The sequence below is a fragment of the Woronichinia naegeliana WA131 genome (assembly GCA_025370055.1).
In the GTDB taxonomy this organism is placed as follows: Bacteria; Cyanobacteriota; Cyanobacteriia; order Cyanobacteriales; family Microcystaceae; genus Woronichinia; species Woronichinia naegeliana.
Map to the genome: position 1 here is coordinate 6,551,326 of CP073041.1, position 16,250 is coordinate 6,567,575.

14 protein-coding genes and 5 pseudogenes are annotated in these 16,250 nt (G+C 40.0%); 11 read left to right on the plus strand and 8 right to left on the minus strand.

Annotated features, from left to right (window positions below; genetic code table 11):
- Positions 1–365: 365 nt before the first annotated feature.
- A pseudogene (locus KA717_33290) lies at positions 366–1,609 on the minus strand (IS5 family transposase).
- 54 nt (positions 1,610–1,663) lie between these two features.
- Positions 1,664–2,721, minus strand: a protein-coding gene (locus KA717_33295) for an ISKra4 family transposase (GenBank protein UXE64853.1) whose coding sequence is annotated in 2 segments (ribosomal slippage) — positions 1,664–2,565 and positions 2,565–2,721 — 1,059 coding nt in all. Because the reading frame shifts where the segments join, the coding sequence is not laid out codon by codon here.
- Positions 2,722–2,881: 160 nt separating this feature from the next.
- Here KA717_33295 and KA717_33300 point away from each other — a divergent pair.
- From KA717_33300 to KA717_33315, 4 genes and pseudogenes are all read left to right on the plus strand, one after another.
- Positions 2,882–3,253 (plus strand): annotated as a pseudogene (locus tag KA717_33300) (transposase).
- A 257-nt stretch (positions 3,254–3,510) separates the two neighbouring features.
- A pseudogene (locus KA717_33305) lies at positions 3,511–4,395 on the plus strand (ISL3 family transposase).
- 131 nt (positions 4,396–4,526) lie between these two features.
- Complete coding sequence (locus tag KA717_33310) at positions 4,527–4,883, plus strand: hypothetical protein (GenBank protein ID UXE60385.1); 357 nt, start codon at positions 4,527–4,529, stop codon at positions 4,881–4,883.
- Positions 4,884–4,995: 112 nt separating this feature from the next.
- A pseudogene (locus tag KA717_33315) lies at positions 4,996–5,361 on the plus strand (transposase).
- A 209-nt stretch (positions 5,362–5,570) separates the two neighbouring features.
- On the opposite strand, the gene KA717_33320 reads toward KA717_33315, so the two are convergent.
- From KA717_33320 to KA717_33335, 4 genes are all read right to left on the minus strand, one after another.
- On the minus strand, positions 5,571–6,449 hold the full coding sequence (locus KA717_33320; protein ID UXE64854.1) for an ISKra4 family transposase: 879 nt from the start codon (positions 6,447–6,449) through the stop codon (positions 5,571–5,573).
- Positions 6,437–6,679 carry a hypothetical protein gene (locus KA717_33325; protein ID UXE60386.1) on the minus strand — a complete coding sequence of 81 codons (243 nt, stop codon included), beginning with the start codon at positions 6,677–6,679 and terminating at the stop codon, positions 6,437–6,439. The genes KA717_33320 and KA717_33325 overlap by 13 nt, the downstream gene beginning before the upstream one ends.
- Complete coding sequence (locus tag KA717_33330; protein UXE60387.1) at positions 6,679–7,767, minus strand: transposase; 1,089 nt, start codon at positions 7,765–7,767, stop codon at positions 6,679–6,681. The genes KA717_33325 and KA717_33330 overlap by 1 nt, the downstream gene beginning before the upstream one ends.
- A gap of 129 nt (positions 7,768–7,896) precedes the next feature.
- On the minus strand, positions 7,897–8,052 hold the full coding sequence (locus KA717_33335; protein UXE60388.1) for a hypothetical protein: 156 nt from the start codon (positions 8,050–8,052) through the stop codon (positions 7,897–7,899).
- Between the two features lie 140 nt (positions 8,053–8,192).
- Between KA717_33335 and KA717_33340 the strand changes: the two are divergent.
- The 3 genes and pseudogenes from KA717_33340 to KA717_33350 all read left to right on the plus strand — a co-directional run bounded on the left by KA717_33340 (position 8,193) and on the right by KA717_33350 (position 11,179).
- A pseudogene (locus tag KA717_33340) lies at positions 8,193–9,163 on the plus strand (IS5 family transposase).
- 241 nt (positions 9,164–9,404) lie between these two features.
- Entirely contained in the window at positions 9,405–10,133 is a 729-nt protein-coding gene (locus tag KA717_33345) for a transposase (GenBank protein ID UXE64855.1), read from the plus strand.
- Between the two features lie 83 nt (positions 10,134–10,216).
- Positions 10,217–11,179, plus strand: a complete 963-nt coding sequence (locus tag KA717_33350) for a ribonuclease Z (protein ID UXE60389.1) — start codon at positions 10,217–10,219, stop codon at positions 11,177–11,179.
- A gap of 3 nt (positions 11,180–11,182) precedes the next feature.
- Here the strand turns inward: KA717_33350 and KA717_33355 are convergent, their stop codons facing one another.
- A complete protein-coding gene (locus tag KA717_33355) occupies positions 11,183–11,947 on the minus strand; it encodes a hypothetical protein (GenBank protein UXE60390.1) in 765 nt (254 codons plus the stop codon).
- A gap of 202 nt (positions 11,948–12,149) precedes the next feature.
- Positions 12,150–12,833: a hypothetical protein gene (locus KA717_33360; GenBank protein ID UXE60391.1), complete on the minus strand. Its 684-nt coding sequence runs from the start codon at positions 12,831–12,833 to the stop codon at positions 12,150–12,152.
- Between the two features lie 242 nt (positions 12,834–13,075).
- On the opposite strand from KA717_33360, the gene KA717_33365 reads away from it, so the two are divergent.
- The 4 genes from KA717_33365 to KA717_33380 all read left to right on the plus strand — a co-directional run bounded on the left by KA717_33365 (position 13,076) and on the right by KA717_33380 (position 16,065).
- A complete protein-coding gene (locus tag KA717_33365; protein ID UXE60392.1) occupies positions 13,076–14,107 on the plus strand; it encodes a protein rep in 1,032 nt (343 codons plus the stop codon).
- Positions 14,108–14,359: 252 nt separating this feature from the next.
- The gene (locus KA717_33370) at positions 14,360–14,677 is read left to right on the plus strand and encodes a hypothetical protein (GenBank protein UXE60393.1); all 318 of its coding nucleotides are present in this window, start codon (positions 14,360–14,362) and stop codon (positions 14,675–14,677) included.
- Positions 14,678–14,680: 3 nt separating this feature from the next.
- Entirely contained in the window at positions 14,681–15,532 is an 852-nt protein-coding gene (locus KA717_33375) for a KilA-N domain-containing protein (GenBank protein ID UXE60394.1), read from the plus strand.
- A 74-nt stretch (positions 15,533–15,606) separates the two neighbouring features.
- Positions 15,607–16,065 (plus strand): hypothetical protein, encoded by a 459-nt coding sequence (locus KA717_33380; GenBank protein UXE60395.1) that lies wholly within the window; start codon positions 15,607–15,609, stop codon positions 16,063–16,065.
- Positions 16,066–16,250 lie beyond the last annotated feature (185 nt).

The window sequence follows — 16,250 nt, forward strand, 5'->3', positions numbered from 1 at the left end:
AAAAAGTCAAAAAACGAAAGAAATGTGGGTTAGGGAAGTATGGACTGAAAAAGCATAGATAACTTATCCTTATAGAAACAAATCAAAATACAGATTTTGTTTAATCTATCCGACATTCCGCAGGTTGCCGCCACCCATAGAGTAATTAATTTAAACTACTCTATTCATGGTGTATTAAAACAAATTAACGCCATATAGAAAGAGCATCTATTTGTATTTATGCGCTATCTGTAGCGTTTGCGGAATGTGGGATCTATTGTTCCTTTCTGTCTAAAAAGGTCAACACAAATCACTCCTCACAAAAGAGAGGAAAATTAACACCATTTTTCACAAGAAAAACGACTCTACAACTTTTTACTTTTTGTCTTCTGAAGTAGAGTAGAAAGATTCATTACCAAAAAGTTCATCGCAATTACCGTTTCCGAGGTCTCAGGTAGTTTGGCCATCACTCGACCAAGACTAAATTTCCTCTTTCCCTGTCCGAATTTACCCTCAATGGCATTACGCACTCTTTCATCTGAGCGTGCCTCTTTCTTTTTTTCTTTGCTCACCTCTTTCGGCGGTCTTCCCAATCGGGGACCACTCATTCTTATATCCCTTTCTTTACAATAAGCTCGATTCGCTTTTGTTCGATAGATTTTATCCACATGAACCGATTCCGGATAACATCCTGTTTCCCTTTTATATTCTTCTATTCGCGCTTGTAAATCTCCCGATTCGTTGTAATTATCCCAACTTAATTTGTCTAAGAAGACAAAGCCATTCACATTACTTGCCGATATTTTAGCTCCAAACTCTACTGCTTTTCCCGCTTTTCCACGCACTATTGGACGGATATGAGGTTGCGTTACACTCACAATTCTATTTTCTACTGTATTCGTCTTATTCCCATACATTTCTAGTTGTTGTTCATACACCTTTTCTATGGTTATAATCATTTCCTTCTCCTTTTTTGTTAGTTTTTCCAATTTTGCTCCCTCATCTAACATTTTTTTACATACAATAAGTTTCTTTTAAATATATTGTAGCTGTTTTTTAATCCCTTTTCTTTTTTCTTTTTTTGACACACGACGTTTTTTTGCTATGGCTAAGTACTCTTTTCTTGCCACTTCCCTATAAGTCCTCGGCTTTTCTTTCCTTTTCTCTTTTATTTCTTCATATCGCTTATCTATTATTTTTTCTGTTTTTTCTCTGGCATCATTCAATATTCCTATATCCGTTGGATATTTTATATCTGCTGGTGTACAAGTCGCATCTAACAATAACTTTCCTTCATTTTCTTTTTTTCTGACGCTACACCCGTCGCTTTTTTTTCTATTTCTTTATTAATTTTATTTATTAATTCCATTCCTATTTTTTTACGAAAATGAACCATCATTGACGCATTAAATGCTTCTTTGCTACTATAGCTTTCCATTCCTATAAAGTACTGTAAATAAGGGTTCTCTTTTATTTGTTCTACTGTTTCTCTGTCATTTTTTCCTGAAATTTCTTTGATAATTAATGCTCCTAATGCCATTCTAAATGATTTGGCTGGGGCTCCTTTTTTTTCTGTGAAGTTTTTTGCATATTCTTCCTCATATTCTTCCCAGGGAATCATTTTTGACAGGGAGCATCTCACCTTTGCAATAAGTAGAAATACTTAACGAGGTAAATGAAAGAGTCAAAAAAGGTAATCATTTAAATAGGAACAGCGATGACGAAGGACTTGTGGTACATTGTCAGAATTCCAACTCGCACCAGTAATTTTAAGACGATGACCAATTTGTTTAACTTGAGATTCGACAGAGCCAGAGCCAATAGAAATGCCCTCTGCCTGCAAATAACCATAATTGACAATCCGATGTTTATGCTTGTTTAAATAAATGATAAAATTCTCAGCTTGAGGCTCTGACCATCCCTCAAAACAGGAGATAGCGGCATCCACTTCACCCGTCCAAAGAAAAGACTTGACCTCCTCAATTCGCTGGAATGACCCCCCAACTTTATAGAGGTTTTCAATTAAGTGATACCAGTCCAAAATTTCAATTCGCTCATGTTTCTGTCCTATCTCACGAAATAAGTTCCAGATACCATCATGTCCATCTCCCAAACAAATTAAAGGCTTAGCCAAAATTTGAGAATTAACCAAATCTAATAAAGCCGAGTTATCTTGAAAAAAGGCAGCTACCCCCAATTGATGAAAACTGACTCCTTTATAATCACGCCAAATTAAGGGTTCTCCCTTGGGAGTTCTGAGTCGTACCTTCCCACCATCTATGCTAATTTCTTCGACTTCTGTGTTAGAGGGTAATTCTTCAAAATGATAGCGATGTACAAGGCGTTGTTGCGTACTGTGAGAAACAGCAATTCCCGTCAATGATTGGATTTTCTTAGCTGCTTTTTCATAAGACTCATCGCCACTCAGTAGCAAACAGTTCTTCTCTAACATTGGACTCATCTGAGTTCGAGGCTTTAGTTCTAATTTCTTCGCTTGTTTTTCTGTAATGGGCAATTCCCCCAAAATACTTTTTACTGTTCGTATCCGACCTGTGGTTTCCTCGGTACTTGTTTTGACAAAAAAATACCTATTTCTGGGTTGACATACTGAATCATTAAGTCTCTGACAGTCTCCTCTATTTCGCCCAAATTATTAAATGTTTTAACTTGAGATTGTTGATAGAGACATTCTCCCAACTCTTGACATAACTCTTGAATCCTTTTTTCATTTTCTGATAACACTGATAACATGAGATTGTTCCTCAATTGGGATAGATTTTGGAAAGTGGGTCTCGACTATTATACTCTCATTTCTTTTTTTGATAAAGTTCGATAAAGTTCAAAGTCTTATTTTTCTGCCCCATAAGTATTAATACTTATGGCATAAGTGAGATGCTCCCGTGGTAAAGGGAGAGTGCATGACTTCAAGCTATTCCAAAATAGTGGAGTAAGAGTAGGAGATTTGATAAAAATGATAGCGGACAAGGGATATCAAGGAATTGCCAAAATTCATAAATGAAGTGAAACACCGATTAAGAGAAAAAAGGGTAAAAAATTAAGTAAAGAGGAAAAGCAATATAATCGGTTGTTAAACCGTCTTCGAGTAGTAGTAGAACACGTTAATCGACGATTAAAAATTTTCAGAATATCATCTTCAACCTATAGAAATAGACATCGTAGGTTCGGTTTAAGAGCAAATTTAATAGCAGGTATTTGTAACTACGAATTAGAAACAAAGGAGTTAAAAACTAAGGTGGAGATGAAAACAGAATAATTTATTCAAGATAATTTATTCTTTAAGTTCAGCTTTTGGAGACAAGCTGAGCGGATTGAGTGTGCCAATTTTTTGTTCTTCTACTTTAAGAGATTATTTTGGCTTGATTTTCGATGAGTTGTTCACCGTTTTTGACAGTCGAGGCGAATTTTCTAAATTAAATGTATTTTTCATATCAACCGTTAAAAAACTTTTGCGGCTCTTCCCCCAACTGTGTGGAAAGTGTATAATAGTAATACCACAGTAGGAGGTGGAGTATGTGGATAAACTTGGATGAGCTACTAGGTTTGCCAAAGGTAACAGTCGTAAACCATCGAGAAATAGATGGTGCTTTGTTCTTAAAATTAAAAATGAAAAACGAAGTAATGGAATGTCCAAATTGTCATAAAGAATTGGAAGATATAAATCAAATAGAATATAATTTGGTTCGGGATTTATCCCTATTGGGAAAGAAAGTATATCTGGAAGTGCCCCGCTGCCAGTTCCATTGTGAAAAATGTCAGAAATACATAACAGAAAGACTGGACTTTATGCGGCGAAGAAAACATTATACAATTCGTTATGAAGAAAAGATTTATGAGCAAGTAAAAAAGAAAAATGTAGAAGAGGTAAGGCAAGAAGAAGAAATAAGTTGGGGAACATTGGAATCAATATTTGAAGAGTATGCAAAGCAGGCAGAAAAGAAGGAATGGGAATTACCAGAAAAGATAAGTTTAGACGAATTTAGTAATAGAAAAGGAAAAAAAGACTTTATTACAACAGTGATAGATATAAATAAAAAGGAATTGTTAGAAGTAATAAAAGGACACAAAAAAGAAGAGATAATAGAAGCCCTAAAGGTGCAGCCAGCAAGGGTTAGAGAGAATGTAAAGGAAGTAAGTGTGGATATGTGGGAGGGATTTACGTCAGCAATAAAGGAGTTATTTGTAAATGCTAAAATCGTCTATGATAGATTTCATGTAATGAAAAATATAAATGAAGAATTGAATAAATTGAGAAAGAAAATGAATATCCATAAAAAGGGTTTAACATACCTATTATGGAAAAATAAAGAAGAGTTAAAAGAAGAAAAAAGAGAAGAGTTAGAAGAGATATTGAAAATGTATCCTTGTTTAGGAATAGCGTATGAAATGAAGGAAGATGGTTGAAGACATCCTCGCCATTCTCGATTGTTTCTCCAGCCGATTATACGGACTCGGAAAGTATAAAATTCAGAGCAAGAAAGATAAAGGTTTATCCCAGTCTGGAGTTGAAGAAACAGTGGAATAAATGGATGGCGGCTTGTCGTTATTGCTTTAATCAAGCTATTGACTACCAAAAGAAAAATGGCAGGATTGGCAAAGGTAAATTAAGGAATATCATCATGCAATCCAATCTTCCTGAATGGGTAAAAGACACCCCTTGCCATATCAGGCAGAATGCCATTTTTGATGCTCACCAACCCTATACTGCCAGTCGGGATTGTAAGTTTAGAAGTTGTAAGGCTCCTAGACAAACAATCAAGTTTAACAATTGCAATTTCAGTAAAGGAACATGGTATACATTGCTAACAAAGGGGCTTGGTTTTATTTCTTCAGAAGCAATTCCTGATGTTAGTCTTTATGCAACTCAACTAATTAGGGCTTGCTGAAAAAAGCTGAAACCTTTACGGAGAAAAATAGTAGGCGAATTAAGAACCGCTAGAATGCACGAAAATAGGGTAGAATGCCTCAAAACCATTGCATTAAGAAGAGAGAAAGCAGATGTACCGAAAGCAACAGTACTCAATTGAAACACCAGAAAACTTGAAAAATCTGTTCGGCGGGCAGTTAGACGAAGAAAATCGTTGGATAGAAATGTCAAAAATGATTCTTTGGGAAGAATATGAGGAAGAATATGCAAAAAACTTCACAGAAAAAAAAGGAGCCCCAGCCAAATCATTTAGAATGGCATTAGGAGCATTAATTATCAAAGAAATTTCAGGAAAAAGTGACAGAGAAACAGTAGAACAAATAAAAGAGAACCCTTATTTACAGTACTTTATAGGAATGGAAAGCTATAGTAGCAAAGAAGCATTTAATGCGTCAATGATGGTTCATTTTCGTAAAAAAATAGGAATGGAATTAATAACTGGACAGTGGGAAGTTTATGGATGCCAGATAAGGTAATGACTATGCGACGAAAGTAAGCATATCAGGGCTTGGGGAAGAGGCAAGTTTAGCGGTAAGGAATTTAGGCAAAAGCAGACTGGGTGGACTTTGAGGAAAAATCATTTGGGCTTGATGTTGAAGGGGTGCATCCCACTTAAGATAATACATTGACACTCAAAAGAGGAGACTTAAGATAATACATTGACACTCAAAAGAGGAGAGTGATTGAGATAAGCACATCGTAGCCGAAGAATACGAGAAACATTATGAAGATGCCAACGTGCTCCCGACAATTTAACCCTAGCTCCCACCTGTTTAATCTTAGACTCCACATCACCAGAACCAATCACAATACCAAGCTGTTGATAGTATTGGTAATCAGGGATACGCTGATAATGCTTCGTCAAATAGGCTTGAAAATTCTTTGCCCTCTTGCTTTTGACTCCATCAAACGCATCTATTGCCTTGTTCACAAAACCCCGCCACAGTAAATGCTCCACTGCTTCTAGCCGTTTGAGAGAGCCACCCACTTTGAACAGATTCTCCTTGAGATGATACCAATCCAACACCTCTCGTCGTATCAGCCACGATTGAGTGGCGAAACTCTCTACCGCATTCCAGATTCCGGGATGACCATCTCCCAAAAAGGTCACTATTGGGGACAAAGGTTGAACATTGCTCCAATTCTTTAAGCCCTCTGGGTCTTGGAAAAAGGCTTCACAGACATTGCCATGAAGACTCACCAGTTTATAATCTCGCCACTGTCCCCCTTCCTTCTCCTCGCCCCGCAGACAAATCTTTCCCCCATCTATACTGACCCCCGCACTCTCTGACTGAGCTTGAGCTAAGGGCAGTTCTGTCCGTTCTACCAAGCGATGTAAACTGCTATGTCCTACTTTTATCCCCATCAACTCCTCTATATCTTCTTCTGCTTGTTGGTAGGATGTTTTCGCACTGGCTCTTAGACAGCATTTCTCTAAACCTGGACTTAAGACGATTTTTGGCGACACCTTTAGTTTTCTGGCTTGTTTTTGGCTTATTTCCACTTCTCCGACTAGGGTTTTGATTTTTCGCTTGTTTCCAGACCGTTTTTTTCCCCCTTCTGAAAAAAAAACTCCCCCATTGTTGGCCCCACAATTTCTAACATCTGGGTTCTGACTTCTACTTCGATGCTTCCAAAGTCCTTCTGTTTCTCTGGTTCCGTATATTTGCGCAAGATACGGGCTGATTCGGTGAGATGCTGTTTTAACAGTGCTTTTTCTTCTGGGGGAATCGGTAACATACTTTTTTCGCTCATCAGTTTTTTTCCATTTTACCCCAGATTCTATGTACTACTTTATCCGGGATGTACCCATGTTGAAGGGCTAGTTGAGCAATCCGTTCACTAGGGTAGCCATGGGATGGTAATGTCCGAAACCATCGAGGAAAATTAGCCCAAATCCCCTGGGGTAACTCTAAGGCGAGAATTTGAAGTAGCCCTAAAGCAATGGCATTAAGGTTAACAAAACGCTCAAAGGCTTCTACCTTGTTTAAAATCTGAGTCTGAACAGCTTGTGGATAGTCACTGAGGATAAGATTGCTGGGCCAGGTAGGTAAAGTAGGAAGACTCTTAAGCCAAAAACGATAGGCAAAGCTGCCCAAAAGATGGACTAATTGACGAAAAGTGACTTCAATCTTAAATCGGAGACCGTAAGCGGCAATAATCTCAGGTCCAGTCAAACAGAGATCAGTAGAAAGCAGAATCAGTCGTCGTCCGTTAGGCAATTGGGTCAGAACAAACTTGACGAGCTGATGGGGACTATCCCAGTGGAACTCAAAGCACTGATAAGAAACCGTGACTTGTTGACCATAGAGCCAGACTTTAGCTGTCGGAAAGTCCGCCGCCAGAGCGAACAGCTTTTCTAGTTTTATCGAACTCCCCCAAATCCGTGGTCGTCCTCTCCCCGTCAGCGTCGGCACGGAACAAAAGGGGGCATAGGCGACGGTGGAGCAACGCACTCTTGTGATTAGATGCAAGGCGTTCTGGCGAAAACTTTTGAGCACTGGTTCGCAAGCAAAATAAGCATCCAAAATTACATAACTCCCTGCCTCTGCGTAAGTAACACAAAGGTCAGCCATTTTTGTCACCAGGCTCGTCTTCACCTTTTTTTTGCCTTTTCCCTCCCCCTTCTCGGTTGCTTTGGACTTGATGCCATCGTCTAGCCGCAACACTAAGGGCAAGGCAAAGCAGGCTTTCCCTACTCCCACCAAAATACTCAAGGCATTGAAGTAATGACCCCTTATCCACTCTGGCTTGGACACATCTTCCGATTCTTGGTGTAGTCGTTTTACACCTGGCATCTTGCGTCCTTCTTTCCCCACTTTGATGCCATCACCCACATACACCCGTTTCCCTTTAATTCTGTATAGACTTTCATGCTGACTTAGCCACTTTGACCATTGTAAAGTTAGTCCTTCGACGCTAAACGCCTTGGAATCAAACCAATGTAGAGCCTGATTGTAGTAGCTCTCTGTTCAGCCAATGGCATTGACATAGCTAGTTATTGCGCTGGGTTGGCTGTTGAGCACTACTCCCCAGACTAACAGGATAAACCATTGGAACGTTGCTTCTCGGCTAAAGGCTGGACGGAGATTATTGAGGATTTGCTCTAGTCGCTGACATAGTTGCATAATTGATAGATAGCACTGGCTATCGATTTTCTTATATCAGCCAGTTTCGGACATAACGGCACTCTTTTGTATCGGATGTCCGATTTTCTTTTCTCCACTTACACGCCTCGAGAACTTCCCACTGTCCAGATTAATAAATAAAAAAAATTAATAAAGAAATAGAAAAAAAAGCGACGGGTGTAGCGTCAGAAAAAAAAGAAAATGAAGGAAAGTTATTGTTAGATGCGACTTGTACACCAGCAGATATAAAATATCCAACGGATATAGGAATATTGAATGATGCCAGAGAAAAAACAGAAAAAATAATAGATAAGCTGTATGAAGAAATAAAAGAGAAAAGGAAAGAAAAGCCGAGGACTTATAGGGAAGTGGCAAGAAAAGAGTACTTAGCCATAGCAAAAAAACGTCGTGTGTCAAAAAAAGAAAGAAGAAAAGGAACAAAAAAACAACTAGGATATATAAAAAGAAACTTGTCTGATATAGAAAAAATGATAGAAGAGGGAGCAAAGTTAGAAAAACTAACGAAAAAAGAGCAAGAAGAGCTTGTAACGATAGGAAAAGTGTATGAGCAACAGTTAGAAATGTATGAAAAAAGACAAATAAAGTAGAAAACAGAATTGTGAGTGTAAGCCAACCTCACGTGCGTCCAATAGTGCGTGGAAAAGCGGGAAAAGCAGTAGAGTTTGGAGCTAAAATATCGGCAAGTAATGTGAATGGCTTTGTCTTCTTAGACAAATTAAGTTGGGATAATTACAACGAATCGGGAGATTTACAAGCGCGAATAGAAGAATATAAAAGGGAAACAGGATGTTATCCGGAATCGGTTCATGTGGATAAAATCTATCGAACAAAAGCGAATCGAGCTTATTGTAAAGAAAGGGATATAAGAATGAGTGGTCCCCGATTGGGAAGACCGCCGAAAGAGGTGAGCAAAGAAAAAAAGAAAGAGGCACGCTCAGATGAAAGAGTGCGTAATGCCATTGAGGGTAAATTCGGACAGGGAAAGAGGAAATTTAGTCTTGGTCGAGTGATGGCCAAACTACCTGAGACCTCGGAAACGGTAATTGCGATGAACTTTTTGGTAATGAATCTTTCTACTCTACTTCAGAAGACAAAAAAGAAAACAAAAAGTAAAAAGTTGTAGAGTCGTTTTTCTTGTGAAAAATGGTGTTAATTTTCCTCTCTTTTGTGAGGAGTGATTTGTGTTGACCTTTTTAGACAGAAAGGAACAATAGATTAAACAAAATCTGTATTTTGATTTGTTTCCATAAGGATAAGTTATCTATGCTTTTTCAGTCCATACTTCCCTAACCCACATTTCTTTCGTTTTTTGACTTTTTCAGCAAGCCCTAATTAAGGACAAGTCGGGTGATTGGTTCGGTGTTTTCCTACAAGAAACAAAAACGACACCCCAGCCGGAAAATCGCATTATTGCTCTTGACTTAGGAGTAAGAACTTTTCTGACAGGATTTGATGGGCAAAACTTCCTAGAAGTCGGTTCATCAGACATGGGACGAATCAACAGGCTATGTAAGTATCTTGATGACTTGATGAGTCGAATTAGCCTATCAAAAGTAGCTAAAGAACGACAAAAAATGAAAAAGGCAGCGTCTCGATTACGGGGCAAAATTCGTAACTTGATTGATGACTGCCATAAAAAAACAGCAAGTTACTTGACAAAAAACTATCCAGCTATCTTGCTGCCAAAGTTTGAAACGTCAGAAATGACCAATCGTTCCAAGCGAAAAATCAGAAGTAAAACTGCCCGACAAATGTTGACATGGGCGCATTATCGGTTCAAACAAGTCCTTAAAAATAAAGCTGAGTTAAGTGGCTGTCAGGTGTTTGACGTGACAGAAGAATTTACCAGCAAAACTTGTACGAAATGCGGACATATCCACACAAAACTAGGTGGTTCTAAGGTTTTTCGATGTCCCGTTTGTGACCACGTTATTCCACGCGATTGGAATGGTGCTTTGGGTATTATGCTCAAGGCTTTGTCGGGTACGACCTTCACTCTCAGTAACGAGGGTGATGCTATTGTTGCAAAATGCGGTAATATACCGCTTTCTGTCGCATAAATGTATCAGCAACCGTCTTGAAACGATGAATAGCAACTTAGGTTACATTAGTGATCGCGCTCTATTTTCTTATTCAATAATCTGTGGAAATTACCTTTTTAGGAACTAGCTCTGGAGTACCAACACGATCACGGAATGTATCGAGTATCGCCCTCCGATTACCGCAACGAGCCGAAGTATGGCTATTCGATTGTGGTGAAGGGACACAACACCAACTGCTCCGTAGTGAAGTCAGAATTTCCCAGTTAACCCGTATTTTTATTACCCATTTACACGGAGATCATATCTTCGGCCTAATGGGCTTATTGGCCAGTTGTGGTTTAGCAGGAGTTGGACAGGCGATCGATTTATATGGCCCCCCTGGACTGGCAGATTATCTCAAAGCCTGTAGTAAATATTCCCACACCCATCTCGCCAATCGTATTCGGGTTAACACCATTCAAGAAGATGGCCTCATTTATGAAGACGAGGAATTCAAAGTTTCCTGTGGCCTGCTCAAACATCGTATTCCAGCCTATGGTTATCGCATCGAAGAAAAAGATCGTCCCGGCCGCTTTCAAGTTGAAAAAGCCAAAGCTCTGGGTATTCCCTCTGGCCCTATGTATGGCCAATTGAAACGGGGAGAAACAATCACTCTGTCCAACGGTAAGCGCATTCGTGGCTCGGAACTTTGTGAACCAACGGAGCCAGGTCGCAAATTAGCCTATTGTACTGATACTGTCTTTTGTGAAGGGGCGATCGCCTTAGCCCAAGAGGTAGATGTGTTAATCCATGAAACTACCTTTGCCCATCAGGATGCAGAAATGGCCTTTGATCGACTCCATTCCACTTCCACGATGGCTGCTCAAGTTGCCCTCCTAGCCCAGGTCAAACAGCTATTATTCATGACCCATTTTAGCCCCCGTTATGCACCAGGCAACCCTCTACAATTAGAGCATTTACTAGCGGAAGCCAAAGCTATTTTTCCTCAAACGCGATTGGCATACGACTTTTTAACCTACGAAATCCCCCGTCATCGAAGTCCAGAAGCCTTGGTTTCCAGTTAACCCCTAGCCTGCGCTTGCTGCTCTCTCTTGTTCCAGAACTGTCTTGAGTTTGCTAAACCAATTAGAGCGATCCGGCTGAGGACTAAATTGATGAATGGTGCGATCTAAAAAGGTTGAGTCACGTTTACTCTCTGGTCGTGTATTAACAAAATTCTCTGCTTGGACAGTTAGAACGATTTCGGTATCTGGCAAAGTCGCTTCTGCAATCACCGTTTTTACACTTTGTACACGGTCTTCTGAGGTAAGACAATCCTGATGAGCTTTCCATTGAGGCAGTATCATCTCGATATCGGTAATCTCCTGAAAGTCAGGCACCCTTTCTGAATCGCGATCGCCAAGTAGAGGAGTCATTGCAGTTTGAGGCGCGATCGCCGGTGGATGTTTGCGCAGAATCGGCTCTAGTAAATGAGGAGGGGGAGGCAATTCCCATCGAACAGAGCGGGAGCGTGATACGTCTCGAATACTGGGAAGGGGCTGAAGAAGAATTTTGGGTAACTTATGGGAAATCAGCCGTTCAAAGTCGTGGTTAAAGTGGAAATGCGGATAACCCCTTTTTGTCCAAGACTGAAGCAAATGATCAATAGAAACGGCCTTATAACGCCCTAGATACAGGGCTTCTACCACTGCTAAACGAATCCATTGCACAGAATACTGGGCTAACCATTGCTCAATGAGAGTGAGTGGCGTTGAGTCCTTGAGATCAAAACCGTAACAGGTCAATAGGGCTAGGGTTTGTACTGTCTGCGAATCGCGGATAGGTTGGGTCATAAAGGTCTGATGCGGCCTTAGGTGACTTCAATATTACCAGAAAAATGGGTAAAAGCCTCGCCCTTCTAGGGCAACTTCCAGAGCAACTCAATGTTTTATCTGCAATCTTTTGTGATAAACTAGGGGAATGATAGTCAGAGAAGCCAAACTACTGAACGGAGCAAAAGAGCAATACCAATCCAGCAATTCTAAATTTGAAAAATCAGGAGGAATTAGTGGCGGGCAGAGAGTCAAATGGCTCAAGCATAAAATCAAGAAGGTGTTGCCAGCTATCAAAGACAAAATAGGTAGTAAGAGTACGTAAATGGGAAAAAAAGCATCTTCGAGTCCCTAAAAGTAGTCGGATACGTTGGTAGGACTCATCTAAAAGCTGTAAAACGGTGTGAAACAAGAAAGCCAGTAAATTTAAGGTGAGCAAAAAGGTAGCAAGATGGTGGTCACCATGTCCAAAATTGTGTTCTAGATGGTAGCCCTGAGTCTTAAGAGTATTATGGTTCTCATTTTCGGTTTTCCAACGAGAGCGAGCGACACTGACTAACTCAACAATGTTATCGGCTTGGGGAAAAAGGTCGGTAATCCAATCGTTGTGAAAGAGAACCTGACCATCAGAACGGCGAGTAACGGTAACCTCGAACCAATGAGTATTGAGGGCGGCGGAACCATCTCTTAGGGGCAAGTGATAAGTCCAACGATAATGATAGTCATGCCAATCGCGACCATGACGACGACGCTCATGGAAAGAGTAAACTTCCCCAATCTTCTCGGCATAGTCCAAAAACTCATAGAGAGTGGGGTGAGATTCAGGCAAACCGACAAAGAGATAGTGAAAGTGGTTTTGAAGAGCCTCTTCGCACATCGGTTGACGACTATAGAGGTCATCCCCCAATCATAGTAACGCTAAACGGGTCAAAGAATTCTCGATGTCTGTGGAGCCAACGTTTTGCCGCCGCTACCTCACAGTCCTGTTTCTCGTGACCATCTTGAATCAAATCATTAAAAATCATTAAGGGATAACGTTGATCGAGGTTTTGCCCGTATCCCCTGCACTTCAAAATAATTAATCTCAAATAGCAAAAAACTCCAGTATCCTAGAAGGTATCTTACGCCAACCAAATACTCGGAGTTTTTGTGCCTGACCAACTCAATATCGGTCAAAAATCTAATGTTCCCATTGTATCTTTTATTCATCAAGATGGATATACATTCTTAGAATCCCTCTCTGAAAAAGATAAGCCTTGGGATAAGCATCGGAAAAATGCCGACATCATCTCTAATTATTACAAGCAAGGGGGAATGGATTCTCACGCCGAGAGGGTTTCCCTTTGCTCTCAATTACTAGAATTCAAACTGGTTCCCGATAATAAGACAGGTCAACAGAGGTTAAAGTTGGCTTCTGCTAAATTCTGTCGGGTTCGCCATTGTCCGATCTGTCAGTGGAGACGATCGCTCCGTTGGAAGGCAAAAGCCTACGAGAATCTACCAAAGGTAGTTACTGATTATCCTGATGGGCGTTGGATTTTTCTGACGTTGACCATGAAAAATTGTGAGTTGACCGATTTAAGAGAGACATTGCATCATCTTAATCAGTCTTTTAGACGGTTAACCCAGTTGAAGGCATTCCCTGGGATAGGTTGGATAAAGTCGGTTGAGATTACAAGGGGACGCGATGGGCAATCAGCACATCCTCATCTCCATTGTCTAATCCTGTTGAAGGATAGCTATTACAAGGAAGATTATCTATCCAAGACTGATTGGATCGCTTTATGGAAACAATGCCTTCGAGTTGATTATTCTCCAATTCTGGACGTAAAAGCTGTTCAGGCTGAAAGTTCACCAGTGGGGTTGATTGCGGAAATCTTAAAGTACCAGTGCAAGGAAAGTGACCTTGTGGCTGATTGTGATTGGTTTTTGGAGTATGTTAAACAGGTACATGGTACAAGAGCAGTCGGGGTTGGCGGTGTTCTTCGGGACTATTTCAGAGAATTAGAAGAGGAGCCAGAGGATTTAATTGGCCATGATGAGGAATCAACGGAAGAGACTGAAGGCCCGTCTCTCTATTTTCGATGGAATAGGAAAATCAAAAAATATGTCATGGTTACGGCGACCGCGATAGGGATTGTCTGTAAGATTCCCGAAAAGGGATATGACGACACCACCTAACACCACTAAAACATGACTCTTTCTATACTCTAAACGGCTAAAAAATGGACTTATAAAAAAGGACTAAAATCCATTGCTAATAAGGCTTTTAGCCATTTTGAAAAAGTTAAGTTCTAACCCGTTCAGAGTATAACACTGGCTTTATCCATGTATTTCATGGATAATTTTTGCTATACTTTACCATGTATTACATGACATTTTCCATTACTTATGATAATGATGGTGTAACATAGTCAATATAGGAGAAAGAAAATGCCTAGAGGTGGTAAGCGTGTTGGCGCAGGAGGAAAGTTTAAGTGGAATCACGGGAAAACAAGAGTTATCAGGGTTCCCGATTCACTCGCTAATGATATTTTGGAGTTCGCTAGGCGATTAGACGCAAGCGACTATGATTGTGTTACAGAGACAAAAATCATTGATTTGTCAGGGGTGTCAGTTTTCACAAAGAATGGCAAGTCCTGTATATTTCTCAGTGATCTACTATTTTTGGGTTATGAGATTAAGCCAGATAAATTAACGGAAAGAATTATCTCTGAAGCTTATAAAGACCAGTTAATCAAAGGAATTTAGAGTATGAACACTAGAATTAAGACTATAGAGCGCAAAATTGAGGGAATTGCCATATATCAGCGAGAAACAGATGGATATGTCAATGCAACCCAGATATGTAAGGCACATCTGGAGATAACGGGAGAGAGAAAAGATACGTCCAATTGGCTACAAACAAAAATGGCACAGTCCGCCATCAATAAGCTTTCTCTCGTTACAGGAATTCCTGTAACGGAATTAATAGAGGTAAAGCAAGGTGGCAAATATCAGGGGACATGGATACATCCCCGTCTTGCTGTTCGTTTTACGATGTGGGTCAACGATGATTTTTCTTTGTTCGTAGAAGACTGGATTCATTCTTGGTTGGGTTCTGGCTATACTCCTGCTCAGATGGAAGCAGATATAGACAGGATTGCTATGCGTGATAAATTGAAAAATTCTAGCAGGACAGCACTGACAGATCAGGTAAAGTCGTTTTTAGAGGCATCCAACCAATACAACCCACGTTCTAAAGAAACAGGGATATTCTTTGGACGAGTCCACAACGAAGTCAATCTTGTTCTTACAGGAGAGAAGGCTTCTGACATGAGGCAAAGGCTGGAGTCTTCTTTAGGTAAGCCTGTTAGTGAAAATGAATTACTTCGTGATTATTTTCCTATTACTGATTTGGCTGATTATGCTGCGATTTGTCAGACAGCAGCAAACAACATAGAAAACGGGATGCACCCCATAAACGCCATAAAAATGGCCGCCAAGCAAGTTTTGCCTCCGAACCATGTTCCAAATCCAATTGACTTTACTGAAAAAATAAGTTTTGCAAGGTATCGCTTAGAGCAAGCTAGACGAGGACGGTTCTATCTTGAAGATGAAAAATAATAAATAATCAAGTAATACATGGATAGTGCTATCCTTTCGGTAATCAATCCTCTGACTTTCATGTATTACTCGGTATGACCCGCATTCGTGGTGACAACGGTAAATTTATTCAAAAGTCTAATGAGCTTCGTCCTGTCAGAAGCATTCGGGCGACAGATTCAACATGGGAAATGCTAGGAAATATAGCCGACAAACAGCGTATTACAAGGGCAGATTTGATTGAACATTTTGCATTAAACCATGTATTACATGAGAGTTTGGAAAAAGAAAACGAGAAACTGAAAGACGAGATGGCAGTATTGCGACTTCAGCTATCGGACATGGAGGGTAAGACTTCTTTCTCTAATCATGGAAATCCTCAACAACTAGATATGTTTTCAGGTATTAAGCAACTTGATCGTGATCTGCTACATCAGCTTCGAGATCGGGTTCTTGGGATGAAGATTTTGTCGGTTGGGGAACAATCCAAGTATTACAAGGAGACCGTAAAGGTGCTTAATAAGTTTATTAGCCTCCTGTTGAAAGAACTCTAGCCTTTTGCCATGTCTCTTTGATGCGGATCGAGACCTGTTTAAGTAGGGCTTGCTGAAAAAGTCAAAAAACGAAAGAAATGTGGGTTAGGGAAGTATGGACTGAAAAAGCATAGATAACTTATCCTTATGGAAACAAATCAAAATACAGATTTTGTTTAATCTATTGTTCCTTTCTGTCTAAAAAG

Coding starts and splice junctions, on each gene's coding strand:
- KA717_33310 (UXE60385.1), top strand. CDS start 4,527: ATGGCGGCTTGTCGTTATTGCTTTAATCAAGCTATTGACTACCAAAAG.
- KA717_33325 (UXE60386.1), bottom strand. CDS start 6,679: ATGAGCGAAAAAAGTATGTTACCGATTCCCCCAGAAGAAAAAGCACTG.
- KA717_33335 (UXE60388.1), bottom strand. CDS start 8,052: ATGCAACTATGTCAGCGACTAGAGCAAATCCTCAATAATCTCCGTCCA.
- KA717_33355 (UXE60390.1), bottom strand. CDS start 11,947: ATGACCCAACCTATCCGCGATTCGCAGACAGTACAAACCCTAGCCCTA.
- KA717_33370 (UXE60393.1), top strand. CDS start 14,360: ATGCCTAGAGGTGGTAAGCGTGTTGGCGCAGGAGGAAAGTTTAAGTGG.
- KA717_33375 (UXE60394.1), top strand. CDS start 14,681: ATGAACACTAGAATTAAGACTATAGAGCGCAAAATTGAGGGAATTGCC.
- KA717_33380 (UXE60395.1), top strand. CDS start 15,607: ATGACCCGCATTCGTGGTGACAACGGTAAATTTATTCAAAAGTCTAAT.